This window comes from Halorubrum lipolyticum DSM 21995 (assembly GCF_000337375.1).
GTDB classification, from domain to species: Archaea; Halobacteriota; Halobacteria; order Halobacteriales; family Haloferacaceae; genus Halorubrum; species Halorubrum lipolyticum.
Genome location: NZ_AOJG01000030.1, coordinates 36,295 through 48,951, shown reverse-complemented (window position 1 = coordinate 48,951; position 12,657 = coordinate 36,295). Strand labels below are relative to the sequence as shown.

General features: G+C 70.9%; 12 protein-coding genes and 1 pseudogene. 11 read left to right on the top strand and 2 right to left on the bottom strand.

The window, feature by feature from the left end:
* Window positions 1-88 precede the first annotated feature (88 nt).
* From C469_RS10660 to cofC, 4 genes are all read left to right on the top strand, one after another.
* A complete protein-coding gene (locus C469_RS10660) occupies window positions 89-958 on the top strand; it encodes a universal stress protein (protein ID WP_008006496.1) in 870 nt (289 codons plus the stop codon).
* 125 nt (window positions 959-1,083) lie between these two features.
* Window positions 1,084-1,980 carry a complex I NDUFA9 subunit family protein gene (locus tag C469_RS10655; protein WP_008006494.1) on the top strand — a complete coding sequence of 299 codons (897 nt, stop codon included), beginning with the start codon at window positions 1,084-1,086 and terminating at the stop codon, window positions 1,978-1,980.
* 169 nt (window positions 1,981-2,149) lie between these two features.
* A complete protein-coding gene (locus C469_RS10650; protein ID WP_187127450.1) occupies window positions 2,150-3,328 on the top strand; it encodes a tubulin/FtsZ family protein in 1,179 nt (392 codons plus the stop codon).
* Between the two features lie 13 nt (window positions 3,329-3,341).
* A complete protein-coding gene (cofC, locus tag C469_RS10645) occupies window positions 3,342-3,989 on the top strand; it encodes a 2-phospho-L-lactate guanylyltransferase (protein WP_008006491.1) in 648 nt (215 codons plus the stop codon).
* Window positions 3,990-4,052: 63 nt separating this feature from the next.
* On the opposite strand, the gene C469_RS10640 is transcribed toward cofC, so the two are convergent.
* Window positions 4,053-4,448, bottom strand: a complete 396-nt coding sequence (locus tag C469_RS10640; protein ID WP_008006489.1) for a hypothetical protein — start codon at window positions 4,446-4,448, stop codon at window positions 4,053-4,055.
* A 155-nt stretch (window positions 4,449-4,603) separates the two neighbouring features.
* Here C469_RS10640 and cofG point away from each other — a divergent pair, with 155 nt between their 5' ends.
* From cofG to thiM, 4 genes and pseudogenes are all read left to right on the top strand, one after another.
* A complete protein-coding gene (gene cofG / locus C469_RS10635; RefSeq protein ID WP_049911313.1) occupies window positions 4,604-5,776 on the top strand; it encodes a 7,8-didemethyl-8-hydroxy-5-deazariboflavin synthase subunit CofG in 1,173 nt (390 codons plus the stop codon).
* 130 nt (window positions 5,777-5,906) lie between these two features.
* Complete coding sequence (locus C469_RS10630) at window positions 5,907-6,767, top strand: mechanosensitive ion channel family protein (protein ID WP_049911311.1); 861 nt, start codon at window positions 5,907-5,909, stop codon at window positions 6,765-6,767.
* 116 nt (window positions 6,768-6,883) lie between these two features.
* A pseudogene (gene thiE / locus C469_RS10625) lies at window positions 6,884-7,526 on the top strand (thiamine phosphate synthase).
* A complete protein-coding gene (gene thiM / locus C469_RS10620; protein WP_008006480.1) occupies window positions 7,516-8,412 on the top strand; it encodes a hydroxyethylthiazole kinase in 897 nt (298 codons plus the stop codon). Before thiE ends, thiM begins: the two are co-directional and overlap by 11 nt.
* Before the next feature lie 27 nt (window positions 8,413-8,439).
* Here the strand turns inward: thiM and C469_RS10615 are convergent, their stop codons facing one another.
* Window positions 8,440-9,165, bottom strand: a complete 726-nt coding sequence (locus tag C469_RS10615) for an SDR family oxidoreductase (protein WP_008006479.1) — start codon at window positions 9,163-9,165, stop codon at window positions 8,440-8,442.
* 127 nt (window positions 9,166-9,292) lie between these two features.
* Here C469_RS10615 and C469_RS10610 point away from each other — a divergent pair, with 127 nt between their 5' ends.
* The 3 genes from C469_RS10610 to cruF are packed head-to-tail and all read left to right on the top strand — an operon-like array spanning window position 9,293 to window position 12,572.
* Window positions 9,293-10,792, top strand: coding sequence for a phytoene desaturase family protein (locus tag C469_RS10610; protein WP_008006477.1), 1,500 nt, complete (start codon window positions 9,293-9,295; stop codon window positions 10,790-10,792).
* A complete protein-coding gene (locus tag C469_RS10605) occupies window positions 10,789-11,688 on the top strand; it encodes a prenyltransferase (RefSeq protein ID WP_008006475.1) in 900 nt (299 codons plus the stop codon). Before C469_RS10610 ends, C469_RS10605 begins: the two co-directional genes overlap by 4 nt.
* Complete coding sequence (cruF, locus tag C469_RS10600) at window positions 11,685-12,572, top strand: bisanhydrobacterioruberin hydratase (RefSeq protein ID WP_008006473.1); 888 nt, start codon at window positions 11,685-11,687, stop codon at window positions 12,570-12,572. The genes C469_RS10605 and cruF overlap by 4 nt, the downstream gene beginning before the upstream one ends.
* Window positions 12,573-12,657 lie beyond the last annotated feature (85 nt).

Sequence of the window (12,657 nt, the reverse complement as noted above, 5' to 3'; positions counted from 1 at the left end):
GCTTTCTCCCGACGCTTCCGCCCGACCGCGTTCGCTCTATCGCGAACCGCCGCGGACCTTTTTATCCGCAGGCCGCGAGCGTGCGGGTATGTTCGACCGTATCCTGTTCCCGACCGACGGCGGCGACGGGGCGAGCGCCGCGTTCGACCACGTCCTCGACCTCGCGGCCGATCACGACGCGACCGTCCACGTGCTCAACGTCGCCGACACGACCCACGACAGCGTCACGCGGATCGGCGGCGAGGTCGTCGACGTGCTCGAACGCGAGGGCGAGGAGATCGTCGAGGCGGCCGCGGACCGCGCCGCGGACCGCGACGTCGAGGCGGTGACCGAGGTGCTGCAGGGCGGCGTCGCAGAGACGATCGCCGCGTACGCCGACGAGTACGAGGCGGACCTCGTCGCCATGCCGACCCGCGGTCGAACGGGGTTCGACCGTCTGCTCCTCGGGAGCACCACCGAGCGCGTCGTCCGGGAGTCGACGGTTCCGGTGCTCAGTATCCGGCCCGACGGCGAGCCGGTGCGGTACCCCTACCGGAACGTCCTCGTGCCGACGGACGGGAGCGAGCGCGCCGGAAACGCCCTCGATCGAGCGCTGACGTTCGCCGAGCGCGCGGGCGCCGCGGTCCATATCCTCTCGGTCGTCGACGTCGGGATCATCGGGAGCGAGCGGTACTCGGGGGTGGACACGCTGGTCGAGGGCGCCAGGAAGACGGTCGCGGAGGCGGCGGCGACCGCCGAGGAGGCCGGCGTGGAGGCGGTCGAAACGGTCGAGGTCGGGTCGTCCGCCGCACACGGGATCCGGGCGTACGCCGACGAGAACGAGATCGATCTGGTCGTCATGGGGACGCAGGGACGGACCGGGGTCGGGCGCTACCTCCTCGGGAGCGTCGCCGAGCGCACCGTGCGCACGTCGCCGGTACCGGTGTTGACGGTCCCCGACCCGAGCGACCGGGACTGATCCGAGCGGCGGGGGCTGACCCGAGCGGCGAGCTCTCGCTTCGCGGTCCCCCGGTCCCCGCATCTCGTCATCGCCGCGTCTGACGCCGCGGTAGGTTTAGGGGCGTTCCGTCCGACGTACCGTTCATGAAAGTGTTGGTAGCCGGCGGAACCGGGTTCATCGGGTCGTACCTCTGCCGCGCGCTCGCCGACGGGGGTCACGAGGTGACGGCCCTCTCCAGATCGGTGAGCGACACCCCGGAGGGGGTCGCGTCCGCGACGGGCGACGTCACCGACTACGACTCGATCGCCGGGGCGGCCGAGGGACAGGACGCGGTGGTGAACCTCGTCGCGCTCTCGCCGCTGTTCGAGCCGAAGGGCGGGAACGTCATGCACGACCGGATCCACCGCAAGGGCACGGACAACCTCGTGCGCGCCGCCGAGGACGGCGGCGCCGAGCGGTTCCTCCAGCTGAGCGCGCTCGGGGCCGACGCCGACGGCGACACCGCCTACATCCGCGCGAAGGGCGAGGCCGAGGAGATCGTCCGCGAGAGCGGTCTCGACTGGACGATCTTCCGACCCTCGGTCGTCTTCGGCGAGGGCGGCGAGTTCGTCTCGTTCACCAAACGGCTGAAGGGGATGTTCGCGCCCGGCGTTCCGCTCTACCCGCTTCCCGGCGGCGGGAAGACCCGTTTCCAGCCGATCCACGTCGAGGACCTCGTCCCGATGCTGGTCGCGGCGCTCGAGGGCGACGAGCACGTCGGCGAGACCTACGAGGTCGGCGGGCCGGAGGTCCTGACCCTGCGCGAGGTGACCGACCTCGTGTACGAGGCCGAGGAGAAGGGGGTCACGATCGTCCCGCTGCCGATGCCGCTCGCCCGGATCGGGCTCAGCGTGCTCGGCGCAGTCCCGGGATTCCCGATGGGGCCCGACCAGTACCGGTCGTTGAAGTTCGACAACACGACCGCCGACAACGACGCGGCGGCGTTCGGCGTCGACCCCGCCGAGCTGACCACCCTCGGAGCGCACCTCGGGGTGGAGTGATGACGGCGAACCGGCGTCGATCCGGGAGACGGCACCGCGGCGCGACGACCGGTTCGAGCGTCGGGAGGGCGTTCGTGTCAACGAGCGGAATATCACGGGTAATAACGGCACCCGAAGGTTTAAATACGCGATCACGTTCTGTTCATTTCAAACGCGGAGGGAGCACACGATGAAACTTGCAATGATCGGATTCGGACAGGCGGGGGGGAAAGTCGTCGACAAATTCCTGGAGTACGACAAGCGGACGGGGTCTGAGATCGTCCGCGCGGCCGCGGCCGTCAACACGGCCAAGGCCGATCTCATGGGCCTCGAGCACATCGCCGAGGACCAGCGCGTGCTCATCGGGCAGTCCCGAGTGAAGGGACACGGCGTCGGCGCGGACAACGAGCTCGGCGCGGAGATCGCCGAGGAGGACATCGACGAGGTGCAGGGCGCCATCGACTCGATCCCGGTCCACGAGGTCGACGCGTTCCTCGTCGTCTCCGGGCTCGGCGGCGGCACCGGCTCCGGCGGCGCGCCGGTGCTCGCGAAACACCTCAAGCGGATCTACACCGAGCCCGTCTACGGGCTCGGGATCCTCCCGGGCAGCGACGAGGGCGGTATCTACACGCTCAACGCGGCCCGCTCGTTCCAGACGTTCGTCCGCGAGGTGGACAACCTGATGGTGTTCGACAACGACGCCTGGCGGAAGACGGGCGAGTCCGTCCAGGGCGGCTACGAGGAGATCAACGAGGAGATCGTCCGGCGGTTCGGTATCCTCTTCGGCGCCGGCGAGGTCCAGCAGGGCCAGGAGGTCGCCGAGAGTGTCGTCGACTCCTCCGAGATCATCAACACGCTCTCCGGCGGCGGCGTCTCCACGGTCGGCTACGCCGAGGAGGAGGTCGAGGAGCGCACCTCGGGCGGGCTGCTCTCGCGGCTCCGCAACGACGACGACGGCGACGAGCTCGACAGCGCGCACACCACGAACCGGATCACCAGCCTCGTCCGGAAGGCGGCGCTCGGCCGGCTCACGCTCCCCTGTGAGATCGAGGGCGCCGAGCGGGCCCTGCTCGTGCTCGCCGGCCCGCCGGAGTACCTCAACCGGAAGGGTATCGAGCGCGGGCGGAAGTGGCTCGAAGAGCAGACCGGCTCGATGGAGGTCCGGGGCGGTGACTACCCGTACCGCGGCGCCGGCTTCGTCGCGACCGTGATCCTGCTCGCGGGCGTCACGAACGTCCCGCGGATCAAGGAGCTCCAGCAGGTCGCCATCGAGGCGCAGGACAACCTCGACGAGATCCGCGAGGAGAGCGACGAGAACCTCGACGAGCTCGTCAGCGACGACAGCGACGAGCTGGAATCCCTGTTCTAGGGCGGCCCTCCCGATGGAGGTCATCGTCCCGTTCTCGACCGACCGGCCCAAGTCCCGACTCTCCGACGTCCTCTCGCCAGAGGAGCGACGCGAGTTCGCGCGGACGATGCTCGACGACGTGTTAGACGCGGTCGACGCGGCCGGCGGCGACCCTCGGATCCTCGCCACCGACGCGGTCGACGTCGACTCCCCGGTCACCGTCGACGACCGCCCGCTGACGGAGGCCGTGAACGCGGCGCTGGACGCGCGGCTGGGAGCGGACAGCGAACGCGATGGATCGCCCGACCCGGTCGCGGTCGTGATGGCGGACCTCGCGCTCGTGACCCCGGCGGCCGTCGATCGCCTGTTCGCTGCCGGCCGCGACGCCGACGTCGCGATGGCGCCGGGGCGGGGCGGGGGGACGAACGCCTTCGTCGCCTCGCATCCGGAGTTTCGGGTCGACTACCACGGCGCGTCCTACCTCGACCACCGCGAGATCGCGGCCGAGGTCGGCGCGGACTTCGCCGCGGTCGACTCCCATCGACTCGGCACCGACGTCGACGAGCCCGCCGACCTCGCGGAGGTGCTGATCCACGGCGAGGGTCGCGCGGCGGCGTGGCTCCGTGAGGCCGGCTTCGCGCTCGACGCGGACGAGGGGCGCGTGGCGGTCGCTCGGGAGTGAGGTGCCGCCGAACCGCGCCGCGCGCGTCCCGATCCGGGCGTGCTCAGCACGGAGTACGGACATTCACCGCTGAGTCAACTCGCCCGTTTCTTGGATGTCGAAGGTGAGGCTCTCCGTCTCGTCCCCCGACGGGATGAAGTGAACGTGGTCCTCGTCGGTCAGTTTTGAGTCCTCCTCGTACGCGTGATAGCTGACGAGATACCGTCCCGCTTCGACGACTCCCTCAGCCGTCGCCTCTCCGTCGGGTTCGACGTCGAACGACGAACTGAACGCTCTCGCCGCGGCCTCCGACGCACCGTCGTCGCTGTAGAACTCCACTTCGACGGTGTAGGGAGCGTCCGTCTGATTGAACACGGTCACGTCGATTCGAGCGTCGCGCGATCGGAGCCGCGAACAGCCGGCCAAGGCACCGGCCGCGACGGCACCGACCGTCCGGAGAGCGGATCGTCGGGAGGGCATGCCTTCATCGTCGAGACGCGCGGGTCAACAGCTTTTCGGCTCGCTTCCGAACCGAACCGAACGGCCCCGGCCGCGGCCGCGACGTAACCGGATCCGGTGTCATCATGGGATCCGCAACCGCGGTTCTTTTTAAACGCCGCCCGCGAGTGACGGCCGTGTTCGCCGGTGCCGACGAGTACGACGTCGACGTCGCGGTCGACGAGCGGGCGGTCGAGCGACTGCTCTCGGTCCGCCCGGGCGACGTCGAGGCCGCCGACCGGCTCACCTTCGCGCGAAACGTGTTCATCCCGCTCACGACGGCGTGCCGGTACACCTGTACGTACTGTACCTACTACGACGTCCCGGGGGAGGCGTCGCTGCTGTCGCCCGAGGAGGTGCGCGAGCAGTGCCGCGTCGGGGCCGACGCGGGCTGTACGGAGGCGCTGTTCACCTTCGGCGACGAGCCGGACGACCGGTACACCGAGGTCCACGAGACGCTCGCCGAGTGGGGGTTCGACTCGATCCACGACTACCTCTACCGGGCCTGCGAGATCGCCTTAGAGGAGGGGCTGCTCCCGCACTCGAACCCGGGCGACCTGACCGAGTCGCAGTTCGCGGAGGTCCGCGAGGTGAACGCGTCGATGGGCGTCATGCTGGAGACGACCGCCGACGTCGACGCCCACAGCGGCGGCCGCCGGAAGACCCCCGGCCAGCGGCTCAACACGATCCGGGCGGCGGGCCGGAAGGGCGTCCCGTTCACCACCGGAATTCTGGTCGGCATCGGCGAGGAGTGGCGCGACCGCGCGGAGAGCCTGCTCGCGATCCGCGAGCTCCACGAGCGACACGGCCACGTGCAGGAAGTGATCGTCCAGAACGTCGTGCCGAACGAGCGGTCGGACTTCGAGAAGCCGGACCTCGAGACGATGCGTCGCGTCGTCGCGATGGCGCGGGCCGCGCTCCCGCCGGAGGTGTCGGTGCAGGTGCCGCCGAACCTCTCGCCCGCAGCCGACCTCGTCGACTGCGGGATCGACGACCTCGGCGGCGTCTCCCCCGTCACGGACGACTACGTCAACCCGGACTACGCGTGGCCCGACCTCGACGGGCTCCGGGCGGTCGCCGACGCGGGCGGGATGCCGCTGCGCGAGCGGCTCCCGACCTACGCTCGGTACCTCTCCGACGACTTCAGGCCGGCCGGCGTCGACCCCGCCGCGGCGCCGCCGCACCGCGACGCGTGGGTCCCGCCGGCGGTCGGCGACCGGATGCGCGCGGACGACCCGCACGGCCGGCGGCTCCGGGGCGTCGCGCGCGGCGACGGCCCGCTCGACCCCCGGCCGGCGCCCGGCGACTGAGGTGCGGGGCGCGCGACGACAGAGGCACGGGACGCGCGACGACCCGGCGTGAGGGCCCGCGGCGATCGACCCCTGATAAACAACTGCGCTGCCAGTAGCTTCTTTAAATACCGTTTCAAATAGGGGGATGATGCTACCACTACAGTTCGGACTGACGGGACTGGCGGCGACGGCCGCCGGGTTCCTGCTCACCGTCTTGCTGTTCGTCGTCGGATTCGCCGCGACCCTGTTGGTCGGGAAAGCGGTCTTCGTGCCCGGCGTCGACCGAGCGCTCGCGTCGCGGGGGTTAGAGGAGGCGGTCCGGAGCCTCACGTCGAGCGTGGCGAACGCGGTCGTCTGGGTCGCCGCGGTCGCGATCGGGTTCACGATCGCGGGGTACGGCGCGTTCCTCTCGGCGTTCGCCGTCTTCGGCGGCGCCATCGCGCTCGCGATCGGCTTCGCGGCTCAGGACCTGCTCGGCAACTTCGTCGCCGGGGTCTTCATCCTGAAGGACAAGCCGTTCGAGGTCGGCGACTGGATCGAGTGGAACGGGAACGCGGGCCGCGTCGAGGACATCGACCTCCGCGTCTCCCGCGTCCGCACCTTCGACAACGAGCGGGTCACGGTGCCGAACGGCGACCTCGCGAACAACGCCGTCACCAACCCGGTCGCCTACGAGACGCTCCGTCAGAAGTTCGTGTTCGGAATCGGCTACGAGGACGACATCGCGGAGGCCACCGACATCATCGTCGAGAAGGCCGAGGCGCACGAGGGGATCCTCGACGACCCGGCACCCTCGGTGCGGGTGGTCGAACTGGGCGACTCCGCCGTGGGACTGCAGTCGCGCTGGTGGATCGACGAGCCCGACCGCGGCGACTTCGTCCGCGTGCGCTCGGAGTACGTCACGGACGTGAAGGAGGCGTTCGACGACGCCGGTATCGACATGCCCTACGTCCACCGGCAGCTCACCGGCAGCGTCGAGGTCGTCGAGTCGGTCGCCGACGACGAGTAGGGCGACCCGGGCGTTCGGGTCCGTTTTTTAAGCGTCGCCGACAACGACGTGTTATTTATAAATAACCCTCGAGGTCGACGGAATCACTTTTCAGCCACCACTCGAAGATACCACCGATGAATCCCAACGAGTGGCGGGCGTATCTCGTGACGCAGGAGAGTCGGTCGGCGGGCCGAGGGAGTGCGGAGATTGTCGAGGCGGCGCTCGACGGCGGCGTCGACGCCGTGCAGCTCCGCGAGAAGGGCCGGCCGGCGGCCGAGCGGTACGAGCTCGGCCGCCGGCTCCGCGACGTGACCGCCGACGCCGGCGTTCCCCTGATCGTCAACGACCGGGTCGACCTGGCCGCCGCGGTCGACGCCGACGGCGTCCACCTCGGCCAGTCGGACCTGCCGGTCTCGGTCGCCCGCGACCGCCTCGGCGACGGGGCGATCGTCGGCGTCTCCGCGTCGACGGTCCCCGAGGCCCGGGCGGCCGCCGACGCGGGCGCGGACTACCTCGGCGTCGGCGCGGTGTACCGGACCGACACGAAGGACGTGCCGGACGAGACGAACGGGGTGGGCCCCGAGCGCGTCGCGGCGATCGCCGACGCCGTCGACCCTGTCTCTTATACACATCTCTGAGCGGGCTGGCAANGGCAACGCCGGGGCGGTCGCGGCGGCGGGCGCGGCCGGCGTGGCGGTCGTCTCGGCGGTCACGGCCGCGGACGACCCGCGCGCCGCGGCCGCGCAGATCCGGGAGGTGGTCGACGATGAGCGGTGAGTCGATCGACGGCGAGTTCGGCGACCCGACCGCCGACGAGTTCGGCGACCCGACCGCGGACCCGCCGGTCGAGGGGATCCTGTCTGCGGTCGAGGCGGCCGCCCCGCTGGTGCACCACCTGACAAACGACGTGACGACGAGCGAGACCGCGAACGTCACGCTCCACTGGGGCGGGCTCCCGGTGATGGCCGACGCCCCGGCGGAGGCGGGCGACATGGCCGCCGGCGCGGACGCGGTCGTGATAAACACCGGGACGGCCGCTACCGCCGATATCGACGCCATGGTCGACGCGGGCCGGCGCGCCAACGAGGCGGGCGTCCCGGTCGTGCTCGACCCGGTCGGGTACGGGGCCACGCCGCACCGCGTCGAGTCGGTCGGGCGGCTGCTGGACGCGGTGGCATTTGACATAATTAAGGGGAACGCCGGGGAGGTCCGCGGACTCGCCGGCGAGGAGGCGACCGTGAGGGGGGTCGAGTCCGTGGGCGAGGTCGACGCCGGGGTTCCGGACGCGGCGCGGGCGCTCGCCGCGGAGACCGGGGCCGTCGTCGTCGCGTCCGGCCCGACCGACGTCGTCGCCGACGGCGAGGGCGCCCACGAGCTGTCGGTCGGCCACGAGCGCATGGGGTCGTTCGTCGGGTCCGGCTGCATGCTCGCGAGCACGCTCGGAACCTTCGCGGCGGTCGTCGGCGAGGGCGACGGACCGCCGATGTCGACGACCGAGGCCGCGCTCGCCGGGTGCGCGGCGTACGGGTTCGCCGGCGAGCGCGCCGCGGGGGGCGACCCCGCGGGTCCGGCGAGCTACCGGACGGCGTTCATGGACGCGGTGGCCGCGCTGGCGTCCGAGCGGCCGCCGCTGGACGTCTCGTCGCGGATCGAGGAGGTGTGAGACCGCACCGCGGGGTTCGGAGGGCGCCTACCGCGTCGCCGACTTCCACTCGCGGAGGCCGAGCCGCTCGCCGTTCAGGTCCTCGGCGGGCGCCTCGGTGGCGGCCCAGACGAACAGCGGCGCGACGCTCTCGGGGTCGCGGGCGCGCTCCTTCCCCGTGAGGTCGGTGGCGACGAGCCCCGGGTCGACGACGCCGACCGTCGCGTCGAGGTCGGCCGCGAACCCCCGCGCGACCGCCTCGGCCGCCGCCTTCGAGACGGCGTACGCGCCCATCCCGGGGCGCGACTCGCGGGCGATACCCCCCGAGGGGACGACGATCCGCGCGTCCTCGGCGAGGTGCGGGACCGCCTCCGAAACCGTCGCGAAGACGCCGCGAGCGTTGGTCCGCATCGTGTCGTCGTAGTCGGCGTAGCTCGTCTCGTCGGTCGGGCTCTCGCCCGGTCCGCCGTGGAAGACGGCCGCGTTCGCGAACACCGCGTCTATCGGGCCGGCCTCTCTGGCGACGCCCTCGAAGAACCGCTCCAAGTCGAACTCGTCGCGCACGTCGACGCGGGCGCCCCACGCGACGCCGGCGTTCTCGCTCCCGCCTTCGTCCTCCTCGCTCCCGCCCTCGTTCAGCGCCGCGACCGTCCGGTCGACCGCGTCGCCGTCGCGCCCGGAGACGGCGACGAACGCCCCCTCGTCGACGAACGCCTCGGCGACCGCCCGTCCGATCCCGCTCGTTGCGCCGGTGATCGCGACCGTGGGATCCATGTGGGGATCGGTAAGGCCGTCGGCGACTTAGGCGTACCCACTCGCGACGCCTCCGACCGCCGTCGACCCGACGCTTGCCCGCCGCGTCTGGCCGGTATTTATACCGCCTCCGACCCTACGATCCGCCATGGACGTGGCCCCGGACATCGACGCCGCGGCCGGCGAATCCGTCGTCGTGATCGGCGGCGGGTTCGGTGGCCTCTCGACCGCGTGTTACCTCGCCGACGCCGGCGCGGACGTGACTCTCTTAGAGAAGAATGAGCAGCTCGGCGGGCGCGCGAGCCGGCTGGAGACCGACGGCTTCCGGTTCGACATGGGCCCCTCGTGGTACCTCATGCCGGACGTGTTCGAGCGGTTCTTCGGGCACTTCGGCCGCGAGCCGTCGGACTTCTACGAGCTGGAGCGGCTCGACCCCCACTATCGGGTGTTCTGGAAGGACGGCGATCGGGTCGACGTGCTCCCCGACCGCGAGGCGAACAAGGCCCTCTTCGAGGAGTACGAGCCCGGCGCGGGCGAGGCGTTCGAGGACTACCTGGAGGAGTCCGAGCGCACCTACGAGATCGGGATGGAGCACTTCGTCTACGAGGACCGCCCGCGGCTCCGCGACTACGTCGACACGGACGTGCTCCGCTACTCGTGGGGGCTCTCGCTTCTCGGCAAGATGCAGGGACACGTCGAGGAGTACTTCGATCACCCGAAGCTCCAGCAGCTGATGCAGTACACCCTCGTCTTCCTCGGCGGCTCGCCGTACAACACCCCCGCGCTGTACAACCTGATGAGCCACGTGGACTACAACATGGGCGTCTACTACCCCGAGGGCGGGATCGGCGCCGTCGTCGACGGCATCGTCGAACTCGGCGACGAGCTCGGCGTGGAGTACGTCACCGACGCCGAGGTGACGGCCATCGAGGGACGGCGTGGGGCGTTCGCGGTCGACACCGCGGACGGCGAGCGCTACCTCTCGGACCTGGTCGTCTCCGACGCCGACTACGCCCACACGGAACAGGAGCTGCTCCCGAAACACAAGCGACAGTACAGCGAGGAGTACTGGGAGTCGCGGACGTACGCGCCCTCCGCGTTCCTGCTGTACCTGGGCGTCGAGGGCGACGTGCCGAACCTCGAACACCACACGCTGGTGTTGCCGACGGGGTGGGACCGCCACTTCGAGCAGATATTCGACGACCCGTCGTGGCCCGACGACCCCGCCTACTACCTCTGTGTCCCCTCCGAGACCGACGACACGGTCGCGCCGGAGGGCCACAGCAACCTGTTCGCCCTCGTTCCGATCGCGCCCGGACTGGAGGACACGCCGGAGCTCCGAGAGGAGTACCGCGACCTCGTGTTGGACGACATCGCCGAGAACACCGGCACGGAGCTGCGCGACCGGATCGTCTTCGAGGAGCGGTTCTGCGTCGACGACTTCGCAGACCGGTACAACAGCTACCAGGGGAGCGCGCTCGGGCTGGCACACACCCTGCGACAGACCTCCCTGCTCCGGCCCCCTCACCGGTCAGAGGCGCTCGACGGGCTCTACTTCACGGGTTCGACGACGACCCCCGGTATCGGCGTCCCGATGTGTCTCATCAGCGGACAGCTGACCGCCGAGGAGCTGTCGAAGACGGCGTGATCGGTGCCGTGAGCGACACCGCGACCGATCCCGGCCGACGCTCGATCCCCGACCTCCTCCGGTACCTGCTGGTGTTGTCGCGGCCGCGCTTCTGGCTCTACCTCGCCGGCCCGGTCGCGGTCGGCGTCACCTACGGCATCGTCGACGTGAGCGGACTGTTCACGCCCCCCACGGTCGCGCTCGCGCTCTACTTCCTCGTCCCCGCGAACGTGTTCCTCTACGGCGTCAACGATGTGTTCGACGCCGACATCGACGAGCTGAACCCGAAGAAGGAGGGCCGCGAGGCGCGCTGGCAGGGAAGTCGACTCGTGGTCGCCGCGGTCGTCGCCTCCGGCCTCCTCGGGCTCGCGACGCTCGCGATCACGCCCCGGGTCGCGTGGCCGTACCTCGCCGGCTTCCTGCTGCTCGGCGCCGGCTACAGCGCGCCGCCGGTCAGATTTAAAACGACCCCCTTCCTCGACTCCGCCTCGAACGGGTTGTACATCTTGCCGGGCGCGGCCGCGTACGCCGCCGTGTCCGGGGCGCACCCGCCGCTCGCGGCGCTCGCGGGCGCGTGGCTCTGGGCGATGGGGATGCACACGTTCTCCGCGATCCCCGACATCGAGCCCGACCGCGCCGCCGGGATCCGGACGACGGCGACGCTGCTGGGCGAGGGCCGGACGTACGCCTACTGCGCCGCCTGCTGGGTCGCCGCCGCGGTCGCGTTTGCTGCGGTCGATCCCCGCCTCGGCGCGCTCCTCGCCGTCTACCCCGTCTTCGCGGCGTGGGTCGCCCGGTCGTCGATCGCGGTCGACCGCGCGTACTGGTGGTTCCCGGCGCTGAACACCGCCGTCGGCACCCTGCTGGCGATGGGGGGCCTCTGGCGCGTCTACCCGATCACGGAGGCGCTCGCGTGAGCGACTCCCCCTCCCCGTCGTCCGCCTCGACGACGGGACGGCTCGACGCGCTCCGCGCCCGGCTCCCCGACACGCGCCGCGAGGCGGAGCGCCTGCTCGACCGGACCGTGCGCGAGAACCGCTTTACCATCGCCGTGCTGTTCCCCCTCGTCGGCGCGGTCGCGCTCGTCGGCAGCGCGGAGGGGTGGGTGCCCGAGCCGCTCGCCTTCAACCCGTGGTTCGTCCTGTTCGGCGTGCTGGTGATGCGGTCGCCGCTCGTCGTCGGCGTGTTGCCCGCGGTCGACCGTCGGGCAGTCGGGTGGATCGGGGTCCTCGTGGCGTACACCTACGCGATCGAGCTGCTCGGCGTGGCGACGGGGTGGCCGTACGGCTCGTTCGAGTACACCGTGAGCCTCGGGCCGATGCTCGGCGGCGTGCCGCTCGCGCTCCCGGTCTTCTTCATCCCGCTCGTGGTGAACGCCTACCTGCTCTGTCTCCTGCTGCTCGGCTCGCGGGCGTCGAACGGGTGGCTCCGGCTCGCGAGCGTGATCGCCGCGGTGGTCGCGATGGACGTGGTGCTCGACCCCGGCGCGGTCGCGCTCGGCTTCTGGAGCTTCGGCGGCGGCGCCTTCTTCGGCGTCCCCCTCTCGAACTACGCCGGCTGGGTGTTGTCGGCGACGGTCGCGGTGGTCACGCTCGACCGCGCGTTCGCGGGGACGACGCTCCGGGACCGCCTGCGCGACTGCGAGTTCATGCTCGACGACATGGTGAGCTTCGTGATCCTCTGGGGCGGGATCAACCTCTGGTACGGCAATCTGCTCCCCGCGGCCGTCGCGGTCGCGTTCGGCGTCGGACTCGTCCGCGCCGACCGGTTCGACGCGAGCCTGTTCACGCAGTGGCGGTGAGGCGGCTCGAGCGGCTCGACCGAGTCCGACTCGATCCGACTCGGCCGGACTCGATCCGACCCGACCGAATCAGATTCGACCTGAC